Here is a 17,495-nt window from a genome sequence, read left to right as displayed (position 1 = left end):
CTATTTTTGAATCGTAGTGGTCTTAACGTCGCTAGGTAAATTATAAATTTGTTCGCCTGGCTTACTATACATATACTTTTCGCGAATATATTTTTCAATATAGTTCGTATCATGAAGTTGATTTACCTCAAGCTTTAGATCTCTTTGAATCTCTTTTTGTGAGTTCAACTTCTTCTTACTAATTTCAATTTGTTCCACAGTGTTCGCATACGTTTGATGGGCACTAAAAATTTGAACGCCAAATACAACCACAATGATCGCAAAAATTATTCCGATCAATGCCATACGCCGGCGATGAACCTTCTTAACATAGTTATTGGGGCTCTTAGGCGGCTGTGTTTGTTTTGGTTGTAGAACTGAAACATTGGAATTAAGTTTATGTACTTCCATACCACTACTCCCCTAGAAATGATTACCTTGAGTATAACAAGTTTAAGCAATTATTTGAATAATAAACTTGGCAATTTTAATCTTATTCTAATAAATTCACCTAAACTTCTTCATACATATCCATAGAATCATTCTTTTTAGTTGTCTCCTTGATATTGAGAACCTTGACCTTCATTGTTCTCTCACCAAAATGTAACTCGATCACATCCCCGATTGAAACATCAGTAGACGATTTAGCAACATGACCATTGATAGTTGCTCGACCATTGTCAGCAAATTCCTTGGCAACAGTTCTTCTCTTGATAATTCTAGAAACTTTTAAATATTTGTCTAATCTCATTTTTTCTCCTCTATCTTCATAAACTTAATTAAGTACTTGCCCAGCGGCAAAATTTCCCACTCAGCAATAGTTAACATTTGCCATTTCTTAGATAAACGCAAATAAATCCATGCACCAATTGGAATTGCAACCACATTCAAGAAAATACTATATGAACGAGTCAAATCATTTCCAATCGATAACAAGCCGACTAGTATTTTGACGACAATAGCCATCACTAACCCAGCCTTGATTAAATTGACGATAAACGATTTATCTAATGATAAGAAATCTCGATTAAAATCATAAATAATCAAGATTCCAAATAAAATTACGCATTCACTCAAAATTGTCGCCAGGGCTGCCCCAGCGATTCCAAAACTTGGAACCAGAATCACATTCAGCGCCACTTTGGCAATGAGTGACATGATAAATAAAACTAACTTGTGTAAATTTTTCTCATCATCACCACTGGTTATGGCAATTAACAAATTAATAAACGACACGATCACGACTGATAACATATAAATGCTCAGCGTGGACGAACCACTCGTATTAGTAAACAGCATCGTGTTGATCTGCGGCATCAAAGCAATCAAACCGGCGGATTCCGCCACTGACAACCACAAGCAAACTCGTACCATTTTGGCGATTGTCGCTTGATTCTTCAGACGATTGGTTTCTTTTAATTGCGGCATGATCGTTGAAACAAACGACAATGAAATTACAATTCCTAATTGCAGTAACGGCTGGCCTCGATCGAAAACGCCTTTAGAAATTTCTGCTTGATGCAACGAAACTCCTGAATGCATCAGTAAACGCAAGACGGAAAACGAATCGATAAATTGGTAAAAAATCGTAATACCTGTGAAGACAACAATCAAGACAATTTCTAAAGCTAAACCATGTTCTAATTCGATTTTGTCACTTACTTTTGCGTCTGGTTTATTTTTGATAAAAGTTCTAATTAAAATAAAGACTGCCAAAAGTCCACCGATAAACGCGCCTAAATTAGCTAGCGTTCCCATCTTATACACATCGATCACACCATGTCCAAATAACAACGCACTGATGATGATAATGACGATTCTTAAAAATTGTTCCGAAACTTGTGAAACTGCACTCGGCGTCATTAAGAGATCACTTTGAAAGTAACCTCTTAAACTAGCTTCAAACGGCACTAACAAAAAGGTCAATGCCACTGCCCGAACTTCTAAATAAAGTGCTGGGTCGCCCATCAGAAATGCTAAGTATTTTGAAGACATCCAAAGTAGTGCCGTGACTACTAGACACGCAATCATCAACAGCCAAAAAGTCTTTTTCAAGAGATTACTTTTGGCTCCTACACTTTTTTGCTGGGCAATCGTTTTGGAAATGACCACCGGTAGTCCCGACAATGCCAATACGGAAAAAATACCATAGATTGGGTAAACCTGTTGATAGATGAAATATCCCCGATCACCTACAATATTTTGCAACGGAATTCGATAGACCGCACTCAACAGTTCTGAGAACAGTGAGGCTACTGTCAAAATCCATGTCCCCTTAATCGCTCTCGACACTTCTTTTTGCATATTAATTTTTAATTTTTTCTTTCTTTAATTTATCAAAACCTTCAGCCATCTTTTCAGCAAAGACTTTCAATTGTTCGAACCAATCTTTGCCAACACTGTCAGCATCTAAAGTCATCATGAATTCACCATTGCGGTCGTTGACTTTGGCTTTCATAGTCGTATTACCTAAGAATTTAAACACCAAATCACCCGTCAGGTAATCATTAGCCTTCTTCGAAAACTTAATAGTGATTTTCTTGTTTCGCATTACGACACTATTGACTAAAGATTCATCGAATGAATTCTTCAATAGACTAATGTCTAACAAATTAGCAACTTCTTGAGGATACTCACCAAAACGATCCAATAATTCTGAACGAACTTCTTGATAATTTTCCAATGAGTCGATCTGACGAATTCGTTTGTATAACTCAACTTTTTGACGTTGATCACTAATGTAATCCTCTGGTAAGTAGGCTTCCAACGCTAAATTAACTTCAGCGTTAGTCTTTTCAGCTTTCGTATGACCACGCTTTTTAGCAACCGCATCATTTAACATCTGTGTATATAAATCGAATCCAACTGAATCAATGAAGCCGTGCTGCTGTTTACCAAGCAAATTCCCGGCACCACGAATTGAGAGATCACGCATAGCAATTTTGAAGCCGGAACCTAATTCCGTAAAGTTCTTGATAGCTTCCAGACGTTGCTCACCGACTTCGGTCAAAACTTTATTAGGTCGATACATCAAATAAGCATAGGCGACTCGATTAGATCTTCCGACACGTCCTCTAATTTGATAAAGCTGGGATAAACCATATTTATCAGCATTTTCCACAATCAAAGTATTGGTATTTGGCATGTCGACACCAGTTTCAATAATGGTCGTCGTAACTAAGACGTCGTACTCACCATTTAAATAATCAGAAATGACACCTTCCATTTGCGTTTCGTTCATTCGCCCATGAGCAGTAGCAATTCTAGCATCCGGTACCATTGCCTGTAATTGACTAGCGACTTGGTCCATATCATCAACTCGATTGTGTAGATAAAAGACTTGACCACCTCGAGCCATTTCTCGTTTGATAGCGCCAGCAATCACCTGATAATTTTGTTCCATAACATAGGTTTGAACTGGATAACGATTACTTGGAGCTGTTTCGATCAAAGATAAATCACGTACACCAAGCATCGACATATTCAAAGTTCTGGGAATCGGAGTAGCGGTCAACGTCAAAACATCAACATTACTCTTCAATTGCTTGATTTTTTCCTTATGCTTAACACCAAAACGTTGTTCCTCATCGATGATCAAAAGCCCAATGTCGTGGAATTTCACATCTTTAGACAACAGCCGATGCGTTCCCACAACGATATCAATCGAACCATCTTCTAATTTCTCAATGATTTCTTTACTCTGTTTTCGTGTTTGAAAACGAGACAACATCCCGATTTCAACTGGAAAACCTTCGAACCGTTCCTTCATTGTCTCATAGTGTTGTTGGGCTAACAGTGTTGTTGGAACTAAGAAAACAACTTGTTTCCCGGCCTCAACTGCTTTAAAAGCTGCTCTTAATGCAACTTCAGTTTTACCAAATCCAACATCACCAACTAAAAGCCGATCCATTGGATGAGGTTTTTCCATATCACGCTTGATTTCTTGGACTGACCTTAATTGATCCGGTGTTTCTGGATAAGGAAAGGCGTTATCAAAGTCCGTTTGCATTGAATCATCTTTAGGAAAAGCAAAACCTTTTTCAGCCTCACGTTTAGCGTACAGATCAATCAAATCATCAGCAATATCCTCAATATTTGATTGAACTCTGCGCTTAGTCTTTTGCCATTCGTTTCCACCAAGTTTGTTGATCTTAGGTGATTTACCTTCAGCTGAAACATATTTTTGGACCATGTCCAATTGCGTAACCGGAATAAAGAGTCTTCCGTCATCACGGTATTCGATCGTAATGTAATCTTGATGCTTGCCGTCGACTTCCATCGTCTGCATCCCGATAAATTTACCGATACCGTGGTTGACATGAACAACGTAATCGCCAGGTTTTAATTCGTTATAACTCTTGAGACGTTCGGCATTTGCCAAAGTTTGATGACGACGTTTCTTGGGTTGTTTATTAAAGAGCTCTTTTTCTGTAATTACAGCCAATTTTTCTTCTGGCATTTCAAAACCAGCACTGAGCGTCGCATTCATAATTTGCGTCTGATTTTCAATGACATTATCTTTAACTAAAGTTGCTTTGATGCCAAAGTCAGTCAACGTATTATTAATAGCATTGATTCGTTTTTCATTACTGATAGCTAATAAAACTGTGTAATTTTGTTTTTGCCAACGCTCAACTTCTGATTTTAATAGTGGCATTTGGCTGAAAAATTGTTGCATCGTGCGAACCGGTACATTTTGTAATTGATTGAGACGAATATGTCCCATTCCTTGTTGAAAAGCCGATAAATAAATCTCTGCTAATTTACAATTTTTAGTCACATCAACAAAACTCTGACGAATCTTTTGCTCTGGCAAAGCCTTGCCAAATTCCAATTGACTTGCTAACCAAGACTGGTTCTCAGCTAAACTATCATTTGACTGCTCGACTAAGCGATTGTATTCATCAAAGATCAAAATATCATCGCTACCTAAGTAATCAACTAAACTACTAGGATTCTTAAACAAATAATCAGCAATACGACCAATATTGTCAGGACGCATTCCTTCAGTTAATTCAGCAATTGTTTGACCAAAAGTGATTTCTAAATTATCTTTGGTTTCTTTATCTGCCGCTGCTAATTGTCGTTGATAACTGTCTTGTAACTTTTTCAAACCGACGTGGACTTGTTCATCTGTGACCACTCGATCACTAGCTGGCAAAACTTCAATTTCCTTTAATTCACTGATACTTCGTTGCGTTTCCGTATCGAAGTATTTGATTTTTTCAACTTGATTACCGAAGAAATCAATTCGAACTGGGTCATCAACTGTCAAAGGATAAATATCGACAATATCCCCACGGATGGCGAAATCCCCGGGTTTAGCGACTAATTTTTCCTTACTGTATCCCATTTGTACAAACTGACGATTTAAATCTTCAAGGTCATATTCTTCGTTGACAGCAATTTTTAATTGCGCTGTTTGAAATAATTCCTGACTTGAGAGTTCATATTCTAATCCGGCTACCGACGTTACGACGATTCCTGGTTGGTCACTGCACAAAAAGCTCAACGTATCTAAGCGCTGTGCCAGTTCATCAGGTGAACTAGTTGCCAACTCAGTCGAAATTGACTCTTCGACGGGAAAAATATGAACGGCGTCACTATTCAATAAATTTATGTCATCATAAAGTTTGTTCGCGTGAAAATTAGTATTTTCAACGATTAAAACTTTTTTCTTAGTAGTAGTTAAGGTTTCCAATGCAAAAAGGGAAATCGTTGATCCCGTCAACCCTGTCAACAAATTCTTTGTTTCCGGCTTAACTTGATTAATAAATTCCCCTAAGTTCAATTTGCTGTTGATGAAATTTATTAGATTCAATTTTTGCCCCCTTTAATTTTAATTATATTTATTCATTAATTGATCAATAGAACTACCTTTAACCCAATCCTTGACCATTTCTGTAGCTTTATCAATTCCACTTAGTGCAATTGGTTCTTGATCCTTGTTGAATGGTGTCAAAACCCAATTAACGACAGTTTGTCTATCTGGATGTTGTATACCAATCTTAATTCGATTGAAGTCTTTAGTGCCTATAGAAGAGATTATACTCTTAATACCATTGTGACCACCAGCTGAACCCTTAGTTCTCAATCTAACTTTACCGATTGCCATATCTAGGTCATCTTGGATCACCATCAATTCATCATTTCTGATTTGGTAATAACCCATCAAGAATTTTACAGCTCGTCCAGATTCATTCATAAAAGTGAGAGGTTTAACTAAGAAAACTGTCTCGCCGTCAACCTTAAATTTACAGTATTGCGCTTCAAAATCTTTTTTCATTTGTGTTTGGCCGTATTCATCCATCAATCGATCAATGGTCATAAAGCCCATGTTGTGCTTGGTACGATCGTATTTTTTACCTGGATTTCCTAAGCCGACAATTAGTTTCATATCTTATATACCTCATTTCGAACTTACATTATATCATGATAAAAATACTAAATTTTCACTTTTTTCACAACAAGCTTGTTTATTTACCTTAATTATTTGTATAATGGGTCAGGAACATATTATTTTCGAAGGGATGATATTTTATAATGACAACTCCAACAAACGAAAAGAACCATCAAAAAGTACTTCTAGTTGGTGACGGTGCCGTAGGTTCAACTTTTGCTTACGCAATGACACTACAAGGTATTGCTCAAGAATTAGTTATCTGCGATATCGCTAAAGACAAGATTAAGGGTGACGCAATGGACCTTGCTGATGCAATTCCATTCTCATATCCTAAGAACATTCACGCTGGTGAATATTCAGATGCTAAGGATGCTGATATCGTTGTTATCACAGCCGGCGCTCCACAAAAACCAGGTGAAACAAGACTTGACCTTGTTAACAAGAACTTGAACATCTTGAAGACAATCGTTGATCCTATCGTTGAATCAGGATTCAATGGTATCTTCGTAGTTGCTGCTAACCCAGTTGATATCTTGACATACGCTACTTGGAAACTTTCAGGCTTCCCTAAGGAACGTGTTATCGGTTCAGGTACATCACTAGATACTGCTAGACTACAAAAATTCGTTGGTGAAGAATTAAACGTTGACCCTCGTTCAGTTAATGGTTACATCATGGGTGAACACGGTGATTCAGAATTTGCTGCATGGTCACACTTAACTGTTGGTGGCGTTACAATGGCAGAATGGATGGAAAAACACCCAGAAATCACAAAAGATACACTAGACAAGATCTACAAGAAGACTGTTAACGCAGCTTACGACATTATCAATACTAAGGGTGCTACATTCTATGGTATCGGTACTGCTCTTGCTAGAATCTGTAAAGCTTTGCTTGCTGATGAAAGCACAGTTCTTCCATTATCAAATATGATGACTGGTCAATACGGCGTTTCTGATATTTATATCGGTTCACCTGCTATCATCAACCGTAAAGGTCTACAACAAATCATCGAAGTTCCATTAAACGATGAAGAATCAGCACAAATGAAGAAATCAGCTGCAGAACTTGAAAAAATTCTTAAAGATGGTTTCAAAGCTACAGGTATCGAAGGTCGTCAATAATCTTCAAACTTGTTAGTAAAAAAGGACTGAGGCGCTTGCCTCAGCCTTTTTTTTTATGCCGATTTACTGTATTATTAATTCAACTAGAGATAGATTGGATGTGTTTATATGTTAGTTAAATCACTTGTGTTAAAAAAAGAGAAACTCACAACTGTCAAAGAAACTGTCACGCTTGAAGAAGCTTTAAAGGTTCTAGAGGACTCAGGCTTTCGTTGTGTGCCAATTTTAGATGAGAGTGGACAAATCTTCAGGGGTAACATTTACAAGATGCACATCTATCGTCATAAGTCACGTGGTGGCGATATGAATTTACCAGTAACTACTTTGATGAAAAACGCAACAAAAACTATTAGCGTTGACTCACCATTTTTCAAAGTCTTCTTCAATATCAAGGACTTGCCTTACATCGCGGTTCTCGATGAAAACAATTTATTCTACGGAATTTTAACTCACTCCAGACTTTTGAGCATGTTGTCTGACGCTTGGAACCTCGACATCAGTAGTTATGTTCTAACAGTCAGTTCTTCAGGCGATCGTGGGGACTTGGAAAAGATGTCAAAAATCTTTGCTAAATACGTTTCTGTAGCCGCTTGTATGACCTTGGATGCTAAATCAAATGAAGTTGTGCGTCGGACTTTGTTCACGCTCCCTTCAGGAACTAGCATCGATACTTTAAAGGAAATCATCAAACGTCTAGAAAAGAAGAATTTCGTTGTTTCAGAAATTGATGATTTGAAATCCGGTAAAATTCTCGACAAGAGCACATTGTAATTTTTACCCAAATAAAAAAGCCGACCGCCAGGTCGACTTTTTTTATTTTATAAGGCATTTGACAATTGCGTATATTCCATATTTAAACTGTCAGCGACAGCTTCTTCAGTCAATTTACCTTGATAAGTATTTACACCAGTTCTGATTGTTTTATTAATTGATGCATTGACGATACCCTTGTCAGCAATTTCTATTGCATAAGGAATTGTTTGACTTGATAGAGCTTGAGTACCGGTCTTAGGAACAGCACCAGGAATATTGGCAACTGTATAATGAACTACTCCATGACTAACGTAAACCGGATCTTCATGGGTCGTTGCATGAGTTGAAGTTTCAAACAAACCACCCTGGTCAATTGGAATATCAACTACGACCGAACCTGGTTCCATTGAAGCAATCATCTCTTCGGTAACTAATTTTGGTGTCGCAGCGCCAGGAATCAATACGGCTCCGACTACTAAATCAGATTCCTTCACGCAGTTAGCTATGTTTTGTTCATTAGACATCTCTGTTTTGATCTTACCGTCAAAAATGTTTTCAATTTCAACTAATTTATCAACATTAATATCTAGTAGTGTCACATCGGCCCCCATACCAATAGCAATCTTAGCGGCATTGACACCAACTGTCCCACCACCGATGATGGTTACTTTACCTTTTCTAGTACCTGGAACACCACTCAGCAGTAAACCTTTTCCACCATGTGGCTCTTCCAAGAAATGTGCTCCAACTTGAACAGCCATTCGACCAGCAATCTCACTCATTGGGAAAAGTAATGGCAAACCACCATTTTCACCAACCATTGTCTCATAAGCAACTCCAGTAGTTTTGCTCTTCAAAAGTGCTTCTGTTAGTGGCTTATTAGCTGCCAAATGTAGATAAGTATAAATAATTTGATCTTCTCTGAAGTATTTATACTCTGAAGCAATCGGTTCCTTGACCTTAATGATCATTTCTGATTTCCAAACATCCTCAACACTCGCAATACTTGCTCCAGCATCAATGTATTGTTGGTTAGTATATCCTGAACCTATTCCAGCACCATCTTCGACTAAGACTTTATTGCCAGAATTAACTAGACTAGCAACTCCATCAGGGGTTGCACCCACTCTTTCTTCTTGGTTCTTTAGTTCTTTCGGTATACCAACTTGCATAAAAAACAGTCCTCCCTTGATTTGTGATTTTTTTATCAATATAATATATCATATCATGCATAAAAAATAATCTCAAGTTATCAAAAAAAGCCCGTCTCTAAGCGTGACGGACTTTTTGAGTCATTTTTTATATTGTGATTTTTTAGTATTTATAAACTCTTGGTAATCTTTCACTCAAGCAGCAAAGAATTTCATAACTAATGGTATCAGCATACTTAGCCGCATCAGTTGCGGTGATTTCCTCGTCGCCATCTTTACCAATCAAAGTTACTTTGGTGCCAACTGGTAATTCTTTTGGCAAACGAACCATAAATTGATCCATGCAAACTCGACCGACGCTTTGGCAACGGACGCCATTGATCAAGACGTCGCAGCCTTGCATTCTTCTTAACCAACCATCTTCGTAACCGATTGGAATCGTACCGATCCATTCATCTTCTTTAGCAGTATACGTTGCACCGTAACCAACACTTTGGCCAGCTTTGATTTTTTTCACGAAAACTAATTCTGAATAAAGGCTCAATGCGGGTTCTAACTTAAATGGTAATTTTGTAATATCAGTTCCCGATGGGTTCAATCCGTACAGAGCTAAGCCATATCTAACCATATTGACAGCCAGATCTTGATGCCAAAGAGCTGTTGCCGAATTTGCACAATGAACATAAGTAAATTTGGTAGGTAAGTCACTAGTCATTTCCTTGAAATCTTGAACTTGCTTTTCAAAGTATTTTTCATCAGGACTATCGGCTGTAGCAAAATGTGTGAATAAACCTTCTGGAATAAAGGCATCCCGATGGTCATTCAAAAAATTGCAAGCTTCAACCAAATCAGCTTTTTCTTGAAAACCAATTCGACCCATTCCACTATCAATTCCTAAGTGAACTTTCAAATTGGTTACATGTAACTTTACAGCGACCTCTAGCCAATCTAAATTGCCCACAGTTAACGAAATATCGGCTCGTGCGGCCACTTTAGCATATTCGACGGGAACTATACCCAAAACTAGAATTGGTGCGCTAACGCCACTATTTCGAATTTCTAGGCCTTCATCTAAAGTTGCAACACAAAGTCCAGCAGCGCCAAACTCAATTTCTGATTTAGCCACTTTTACCAATCCGTGACCGTAAGCATTAGCCTTTACCACCGCAAAGACTTTTGTCCCTTTAGGTACGGCATTTAATTCATTTTGCAAATTTTGTTTTAAGTTAGTTAGATTTACTTCCACATATGCTGGACGATGGATTGATGGTAACATGTTTAATTTTCCTCCTCTAGAATAACTTCTGTTATTACTAGTTCATCTGTATCAGAAATTGATACGTGAATATTACCTTTAAAGAGCTCTGTTTTAATGTATGGTTGTCCGGATTCATGGTTCAAAACGCTCAAATCATGAAAACCGATTCCAACCAAACCGGTGCCCATGGCCTTAGTAAAGGCTTCTTTTACAGAAAATCGACCGGTCAAATAAGTCATTTTGGCTTTAGGAGTTCGCAGATTATTGAAAACTTCAATTTCATCTTCATTGAGAATTTTCTCCAAAAAGCGCGGATGACGATCGTAAATTTGTTCTACTCTACTGATTTCAGCAATATCAATACCTATTCCTTTAATCATATCTACCTCTCAGAATAATTTTTTCAAAACAATAAATTGAAAAGACTACAACTGAAGTAAAGCACAGTTTTCAATTTTTTGCAGTCTGATTTATAAAAAATATAGAATTTGGTGGTTTTTTGGGGAGGTTTAGTATGCCGCCCTCCATAGCAAAGCCGATTTTGGCTGGAACGATGTGGGCACAACTTTGAGCTTTTGCAAAGTGCGCAAAATCTCAAAGCTTGGCCTTATTCTAAGCGCTAAAGCGCTAAGAATAATTTCACATCTGAGCCAAATCGGCTTTGCTATTCCGGGCTGAATAACGGATCTATAAATTATTTGCTTTCCATTCTTTTAGAAATAGTATTCTCTATTTCGATTGGCGAATACTTTTTTGGCTTTTATGGCATTCCTTTATATATATATTAATCAACCACTAGTCAAAGTAAGGAAACACCATCTCACTATTCAAATTCTGAATTTATTGCAAGATAACAAAAGAACCATCATCTCAACTGAAGTTCAACTTTACAAATTTAACACCTAATTTTGTTTGATACTTCAGATCCACACAAATAAAAGAATGAGCCCATAACCAAAAAAATAGAAAATCATTCCCACTATCTCCAATTTGGAATTTACTGAGATACAACATTAGTAATGTTATCCAGTCTGTAGCGACAGCTTTGTGGATGCTCAGCCGTGAAATTCTACTTAGCGCTTTAGCGCTTACGTAGAAGGCCAATCTTGGAGACAATTTTCGGGCTTAAAAATTGGCTTCAAGTTGTACCCACAGCGTTCCAGCGTCCACAAAGCCGAGCGGAAGACGGCAATCCAACACCACCCAAACTACAGAACTACTCCACACCACAAACAAAAAGCCTATCTCTAGTTATTTTACTGTAACAAAAAAGGCAAAGTAAACTGATTTACCTTGCCTCAATAATAATTATTATATTTTCAATAATTATAGTTTATATTATAGATTTGTTCTGATCTTGAATGACTTCTTACTGCGACCATTACGTTTATTGTCGTGTTCGCGTCTCTTGCCATCTCGTTTTTCACCATGATTATCACGACGATCATTTCTTCTTCGACGATGGTTATCGCCACCACGGTGATTGTACTTACCGCGACGGCCATGACCAGATCTTGAATGACTAACTTTACGTGATGGAAGTGGTCTTTCAGGAGCAATCTTAACTGGAACAGTTTGAGCGTCCTTAATTGATTCACTTAGGAAAATACGTGCAATATCTTCTGGTGAATACTCTGCTAACAATTCTTTTACAGCTGAATCGAAACGATCCAAGTGTTTGTCATGTTCCAAAGTATCTTTGATATCTTGCTTAACTGATTCTAATTGTCCTTTAAGAACTTCTTTATCAGTTGGTGGAGCAAGTGGTTCCATACGTTTCTTCGTTAAGTTTTCGATTGTACGTAAGTAACCCATTTCGTTTGGTGTAACGAAAGTTACTGACACACCAGAATGTCCAGCACGTCCTGTACGTCCAATACGGTGAACGTATGAATCAGGATCTTGAGGAATATCATAGTTATAAACGTGTGATACACCTGAAATATCCAATCCACGGGCTGCCACGTCAGTAGCAACTAGAAAATCAAGTTTACCAGCTTTGAATTTACGCAATACGCTAGTACGCTTGTCTTGAGATAAATCACCGTGGATACCTTCAGCGTTGTAACCACGAGCCTTTAAACCACGTGTTAATTCATCAACACGACGTTTTGTTCTACCAAAGATCAAAGCAAGTTCTGGTGCTTGAACGTCGAAGAGTTTTGTCATTAGGTCAAACTTTTCAAAATCTTTTGCTTTAACAAAGTATTGTTCGATCTTGTCAGCAGTTAATTCTTTTGACTTAATCTTAACAACTTTAGGATCTGTCATGAATTTGTCAGCAATCTTCATGATTGGCTTTGGCATTGTAGCAGAGAAGAGCAATGTTTGATGTTCATTCGGTACGTTAGAAAGGATACTTTCGATGTCTTCAACGAATCCCATATCTAACATTTCATCAGCTTCGTCAAGTACAACTGTCTTAACGTTGCCAAGTTTTAAGGTGTGACGGTTAATGTGGTCAAGCATTCTTCCGGGAGTACCAACCACGATTTGAGGGTGATTCTTCAAGGCACGGATCTGTCTTCTAATATCTGATCCACCATAAACACTTTGAACCTTAACCTTCTTGTCACTACCTAAGCGGTAAAGTTCTTCTTGTGTTTGAATAGCTAATTCTCTAGTTGGTGAGATAATCAATGCTTGAATGTTGCTTGATTGAGTATCAACGGCATTTAAAATTGGTAAACCAAAGGCTGCCGTCTTTCCTGTACCAGTTTGAGCTTGACCAATTACGTCGGCTCCAGTCATAACTAGTGGAATAGTTTGAGCTTGGATGGGTGTTGTTTCTTCGAAACCGGCTTCATTGATAGCGCTCAGTAATCTGGGATCTAAATCTAATTCTTTAAATTTCACAAATGTCCTCCATTTTTTAAAACACGATAAAATAACAATCTACCTACTCTACCATGTTTCATGAACAATCTCAATTGACACGACTAAATTAGTTCATGTAAAACGTTTTCTAAGTGAATTCCATGACTTGCTTTTAATAAAATGGTGTCATTTGGTTGTAATTCTTTCTTTAAATCTGCTGTCAATTCACTAAGTTGGTCTTTTTCGTACCAAAACAAATTAGTTGAATCATACTTGTCACTCAACTTGGCTTGCAAAAACTTCATATAATCACCAATCAAATATACTTTACTGAAGTTTTCTGGATCAATTGAGTCGGCTAATGATTCGTGGAGTCTTCTAGAAGCATCGCCTAATTCCAACATATCACCTAAAACAATTAGTTTGCGACCAGTCTTGATGTCTTTCAAACTGTTCAAAACTTCAATTGCAGCAGTTGGGTTGGAATTGTAGACATCACTTAAAATATCAGCTCCATTTTTAGCTTTGAGCCATTCGGTCCGATTGGCAGTCACAAATAGTTCACTTAAAGCTTGTTGCATTGCTGCAGGCTTAATGTGTGAGAGCCGACCAACTTCCATGGCGGCTAGAGCGTTACTGACGTTGTATTCACCCATCATTGGGATCTCAAAATCAAGTTCCGGCCAGAGATTGACTCTGAAATGAGTCGTTGTCTTACCTGGCGTGATTTCGGTAGCATACAGGTCATTAGTTGCGTGATTGCCAAATGTCATCTGACGTTGATTTACTTTCTTCGCACGCTCTAACAACAATGGTTCATCACCGTTATAGACGAAAGCTCCGTCTTCATTCAAGTGATTGGTAATTTCCATTTTGGCGTCAGCAATCTTGTCTCTAGTACCAAAGAATTCGATGTGCGCTTCGCCAATCATGGTAATGACGGAAATATCGGGATGGGCGATGTTACTTAAGTGATCGATTTGACCAAAACGGTCCATTCCCATTTCAACAACTAGTACCTCGGTATTAGTTGGCATATTCAAAATTGTGTATGGCACACCGATTTCATTATTGAAGTTTTGTGGTGTTTTGGCAACATTATTGCTTGTACTCAAAATCTTTGCAATCATATCTTTAGTAGTTGTTTTACCGTTACTTCCCGTCACAGCAACAACTTTTGGATTGACTTTTTGCAAATAATATTTAGCTAAAGTTTCAAAGGCCTCTGAAACATTTTCTACTACTACATAAGGTATTTTGTCATTAGGAATTTCGTGATCACTTTGCCAGATAGTTGCACTGACTCCATTTTCAATCGCACTATTGATAAATTCATGTCCATCACGTTCACCCTTTAGTGGGAAAAATAAATCACCACTCTTAGCTTTACGACTGTCGAAACAAACCCCTGTGATTTCAACGTCAGCCACGTTTTCGTTTTGAATTTTTAATGCGGAATAAACTTCCCTTAACTTCATCTTCATAAATAAACTTCCTTAATTTTGAAAAATTATTTTTTAAAAGTACATCTAAAAAAGAGTATACTTAAATACTTAGAAAGGATTTGATGTATATGACATCTAGTACAAGTGATACTCCCGAACCGAATAATTATTGGAGAAAAAATCTGATAGTTCTTTGGTTTAGTACCTTCGTATCAGGTATTGGCTTTAGTATGATAACACCTTTTATGCCATTATACATTAACCAGTTAGGTAATTTCACAAAAAGTCAACTGGTGATCTGGAACGGGATTGCTTTTTCATCGACCTTCTTAGTCATGGCAATTATCTCGCCAATTTGGGGGAAGATTGCTGATCGAAAAGGTCGGAAGTTAATGCTGATTCGAGCTTCACTAGGTATGGCGATTGTTATTTTCCTACAGGCCTTCGTAACTGCTCCTTGGCAATTAGTTGTCTTACGACTCCTGCAAGGTGTTTTCTCAGGATTCGTTAGTAATGCTAATACTTTAATTGCCTCAACAGCTCCCAGATCTGAAAGTGGAAAAGCCTTGGGTACCTTGAATACCGGCGTAATTTCCGGAACATTATTAGGACCACTGGTCGGCGGGGTTATCGCACAATATTTTGGTTATCGAATTCCATTCATGATAACCGGTTCACTACTTTTCATTGCTTTTATTTTGGTCACAATTTTCATCAAAGAAAACTTCAAGCCTATTCCTAAGGGACAGGAAGAATCAACCAAAGAAATTTTCCACAAGTTGAAAAATCCCAATTTAATTTTAGCAATGTTTGTTACAACTATGATTATTCAAACTTCTAACAACTCAATCAACCCGATCATCAGTTTGTACGTCAAACAGCTGATGCACAATTCGAGTCAAGTCACTTTAGTTGCCGGGGTGATTGCTGCGATGCCTGGTATCGCAAATATTATTGCCGCTCCAAGATTTGGGGCTTTGGGCGATAAAATTGGTACGGGAAAGATTTTAGTCGGCGGATTAATTTTTGCCATTTTGGTTTATATTCCTCAGGCGTTTGTTACTAACGTTTGGCAGCTAGCTATCTTGCGTTTCTTAGTCGGTATTTCTGATGCCTGTCTAGTTCCGCAAGTGCAAACTATTTTAGCGAAGTACACTGATTCTAAGTACACTGGTCGAATTTTTGGTTACAACCAGTCCTTCCAATCAGTCGGTAACGTCTGCGGGCCACTGCTTGGCTCGTACATTACCAGTGCGTTGAGTTATTCAGCTGTTTTCATCAGTACAAGTGGATTGGCGTTGATCAATTTCATTTGGGTATTCACGCATTTACATTCACGAAAGAAAAAATTATAAGATATGATGGTTAGTGGTTAGATGCCGTCTTCCGCAACAGCTCTGGGAAACGCTGGAACGCGGTGGACGCAACTTGAAGCCAATTCCAAAAGCGGGAATTGTCTCCAAGATTGGTCTTCTTGTAAATGCTAAAGCATTAACAAGAATTTCGCAGCTGAATTTCCCAGAGCTGTTGCTCCAGACTAGAGTGCGGATCTATGCGTTATTTCAATGGATTCTGAATTGGATATAAGTTCTATTCAAGATTAATGGGAAATTATTTTTAGTCTGAATACGTTATTAGATTTCAATATTTTAATTGATTTAATAGAAAAATAATTGAGGATCTTACTAAAACTGCAGTAAATTGCTGCAATAATAAGTAAGATCCTCTTTCTTTTGCCGTTTTTATCCCAATTTTAAATAAGGGGGTACAATACAAAAACATTAATCTGAATAGAATTACTATTCTTTCAATAAATGAAAAGCAAATAATTAATAACTCCGTTATTTAGTCCGGAATAACAAGGCTGATTTGATTCGTCCTCAAAGACACGTTTTCAAACATAGCGTGACACAAAATCAACAATCCAATTCCATAAAAATAAGAACATAGGTTAATTCCAATAGAATATCTATTTCTATAAGAACGGAAATTACCTAATTCATAGATCCAATATTCAGCACCGGAGCAACAAAGCTGATGGGCTCAGCCCTGAAATTATTCTTAGCGCTTCAGCGCTTAGAATAAGGCCTAGTTTTGAGATTTTGCGAACTGTGCAAAAGCTCAAAATAGTGCCCAGGGCGTTCCGGCCCAATCAGCTTTGTTGCGGAGGAGCGGCATACTTCACCAAAAAATAAAGCAAAAAAAAGAGCCATCCAATGGATGACTGAATTTTTTTACTTGTTTTGCAAACCATATTTTTTGTTGAAACGATCGATACGTCCATCTGCTTGAGCAAACTTTTGTTTACCAGTGTAGAAAGGATGTGAGTCTGATGAAATTTCAACACGAATCAATGGGTATTCTTTACCTTCAAATTCTGTTGTTTCTTTTGATTGAACTGTTGAACCAGCTAAGAACTTCTTACCTGTTGATGAGTCCATAAAAACAACTTCATGGTAATCTGGGTGAATTCCTTGTTTCATTCTATGTCGCTCCTTTGCCATAAGTCCATTACGGAAATATAGATTAAATTACTAACAGTGTTTAATAATATCATGAGTTTGT

Annotated in this window: 14 protein-coding genes; 3 read left to right on the top strand and 11 right to left on the bottom strand. The window is 37.7% G+C overall.

Translation table 11 applies throughout. The annotated features are described in order from the left end of the window. From U8521_RS07430 to pth, 5 genes are all read right to left on the bottom strand, one after another. Positions 1-390: an FtsB family cell division protein gene (locus U8521_RS07430; RefSeq protein ID WP_334331744.1), complete on the bottom strand. Its 390-nt coding sequence runs from the start codon at positions 388-390 to the stop codon at positions 1-3. Between the two features lie 100 nt (positions 391-490). After that, entirely contained in the window at positions 491-730 is a 240-nt protein-coding gene (locus U8521_RS07425; protein ID WP_135372611.1) for an RNA-binding S4 domain-containing protein, read from the bottom strand. Beyond that, positions 727-2,283: a putative polysaccharide biosynthesis protein gene (locus U8521_RS07420; RefSeq protein ID WP_334352345.1), complete on the bottom strand. Its 1,557-nt coding sequence runs from the start codon at positions 2,281-2,283 to the stop codon at positions 727-729. Before U8521_RS07420 ends, U8521_RS07425 begins: the two co-directional genes overlap by 4 nt. 1 nt (position 2,284) lies before the next feature. Next, the gene (gene mfd / locus U8521_RS07415) at positions 2,285-5,800 is read right to left on the bottom strand and encodes a transcription-repair coupling factor (protein WP_334331747.1); all 3,516 of its coding nucleotides are present in this window, start codon (positions 5,798-5,800) and stop codon (positions 2,285-2,287) included. 18 nt (positions 5,801-5,818) lie between these two features. Next, positions 5,819-6,376 (bottom strand): aminoacyl-tRNA hydrolase, encoded by a 558-nt coding sequence (pth, locus tag U8521_RS07410; protein WP_334331748.1) that lies wholly within the window; start codon positions 6,374-6,376, stop codon positions 5,819-5,821. Between the two features lie 146 nt (positions 6,377-6,522). On the opposite strand from pth, the gene U8521_RS07405 reads away from it, so the two are divergent. Both U8521_RS07405 and cbpA read left to right on the top strand, forming a co-directional pair. Continuing rightward, positions 6,523-7,506, top strand: a complete 984-nt coding sequence (locus tag U8521_RS07405) for an L-lactate dehydrogenase (RefSeq protein WP_334331749.1) — start codon at positions 6,523-6,525, stop codon at positions 7,504-7,506. A gap of 108 nt (positions 7,507-7,614) precedes the next feature. Next, positions 7,615-8,277 (top strand): cyclic di-AMP binding protein CbpA, encoded by a 663-nt coding sequence (gene cbpA, locus U8521_RS07400; RefSeq protein ID WP_135372605.1) that lies wholly within the window; start codon positions 7,615-7,617, stop codon positions 8,275-8,277. Between the two features lie 47 nt (positions 8,278-8,324). On the opposite strand, the gene ald is transcribed toward cbpA, so the two are convergent. The 5 genes from ald to U8521_RS07375 form a co-directional block, all read right to left on the bottom strand. After that, positions 8,325-9,431 (bottom strand): alanine dehydrogenase, encoded by a 1,107-nt coding sequence (ald, locus tag U8521_RS07395; RefSeq protein ID WP_334331750.1) that lies wholly within the window; start codon positions 9,429-9,431, stop codon positions 8,325-8,327. A 142-nt stretch (positions 9,432-9,573) separates the two neighbouring features. After that, positions 9,574-10,686, bottom strand: a complete 1,113-nt coding sequence (alr, locus tag U8521_RS07390; protein WP_334331751.1) for an alanine racemase — start codon at positions 10,684-10,686, stop codon at positions 9,574-9,576. 2 nt (positions 10,687-10,688) lie between these two features. Beyond that, positions 10,689-11,048 carry a holo-ACP synthase gene (gene acpS, locus U8521_RS07385; protein ID WP_334331752.1) on the bottom strand — a complete coding sequence of 120 codons (360 nt, stop codon included), beginning with the start codon at positions 11,046-11,048 and terminating at the stop codon, positions 10,689-10,691. A gap of 958 nt (positions 11,049-12,006) precedes the next feature. Next, a complete protein-coding gene (gene cshA / locus U8521_RS07380) occupies positions 12,007-13,524 on the bottom strand; it encodes a degradosome RNA helicase CshA (protein WP_334331753.1) in 1,518 nt (505 codons plus the stop codon). 83 nt (positions 13,525-13,607) lie between these two features. Further along, positions 13,608-14,969 (bottom strand): UDP-N-acetylmuramoyl-tripeptide--D-alanyl-D-alanine ligase, encoded by a 1,362-nt coding sequence (locus U8521_RS07375; RefSeq protein WP_334352344.1) that lies wholly within the window; start codon positions 14,967-14,969, stop codon positions 13,608-13,610. 89 nt (positions 14,970-15,058) lie between these two features. Between U8521_RS07375 and U8521_RS07370 the strand changes: the two genes are divergently transcribed. Beyond that, on the top strand, positions 15,059-16,285 hold the full coding sequence (locus U8521_RS07370; protein WP_334331755.1) for a multidrug efflux MFS transporter: 1,227 nt from the start codon (positions 15,059-15,061) through the stop codon (positions 16,283-16,285). 879 nt (positions 16,286-17,164) lie between these two features. On the opposite strand, the gene U8521_RS07365 is transcribed toward U8521_RS07370, so the two are convergent. After that, positions 17,165-17,413, bottom strand: a complete 249-nt coding sequence (locus U8521_RS07365) for a type B 50S ribosomal protein L31 (protein WP_334331756.1) — start codon at positions 17,411-17,413, stop codon at positions 17,165-17,167. Positions 17,414-17,495: the final 82 nt, after the last annotated feature.

The organism is Companilactobacillus miaonis (assembly GCF_036913615.1).
Classification (GTDB): Bacteria; Bacillota; Bacilli; order Lactobacillales; family Lactobacillaceae; genus Companilactobacillus.
The sequence above is the reverse complement of the archived record's forward strand: the minus strand, read 5'-3'. Positions and strand labels throughout refer to the sequence as shown.

Excerpts from the sequence above, each read along its gene's own strand:
- U8521_RS07430 (WP_334331744.1), bottom strand. The coding sequence starts at position 390 with ATGGAAGTACATAAACTTAATTCCAATGTTTCAGTTCTACAACCAAAA.
- U8521_RS07425 (WP_135372611.1), bottom strand. The coding sequence starts at position 730 with ATGAGATTAGACAAATATTTAAAAGTTTCTAGAATTATCAAGAGAAGA.
- U8521_RS07420 (WP_334352345.1), bottom strand. The coding sequence starts at position 2,283 with ATGCAAAAAGAAGTGTCGAGAGCGATTAAGGGGACATGGATTTTGACA.
- pth (WP_334331748.1), bottom strand. The coding sequence starts at position 6,376 with ATGAAACTAATTGTCGGCTTAGGAAATCCAGGTAAAAAATACGATCGT.
- U8521_RS07405 (WP_334331749.1), top strand. The coding sequence starts at position 6,523 with ATGACAACTCCAACAAACGAAAAGAACCATCAAAAAGTACTTCTAGTT.
- cbpA (WP_135372605.1), top strand. The coding sequence starts at position 7,615 with ATGTTAGTTAAATCACTTGTGTTAAAAAAAGAGAAACTCACAACTGTC.
- ald (WP_334331750.1), bottom strand. The coding sequence starts at position 9,431 with ATGCAAGTTGGTATACCGAAAGAACTAAAGAACCAAGAAGAAAGAGTG.
- alr (WP_334331751.1), bottom strand. The coding sequence starts at position 10,686 with ATGTTACCATCAATCCATCGTCCAGCATATGTGGAAGTAAATCTAACT.
- acpS (WP_334331752.1), bottom strand. The coding sequence starts at position 11,048 with ATGATTAAAGGAATAGGTATTGATATTGCTGAAATCAGTAGAGTAGAA.
- U8521_RS07375 (WP_334352344.1), bottom strand. The coding sequence starts at position 14,969 with ATGAAGATGAAGTTAAGGGAAGTTTATTCCGCATTAAAAATTCAAAAC.
- U8521_RS07370 (WP_334331755.1), top strand. The coding sequence starts at position 15,059 with ATGACATCTAGTACAAGTGATACTCCCGAACCGAATAATTATTGGAGA.
- U8521_RS07365 (WP_334331756.1), bottom strand. The coding sequence starts at position 17,413 with ATGAAACAAGGAATTCACCCAGATTACCATGAAGTTGTTTTTATGGAC.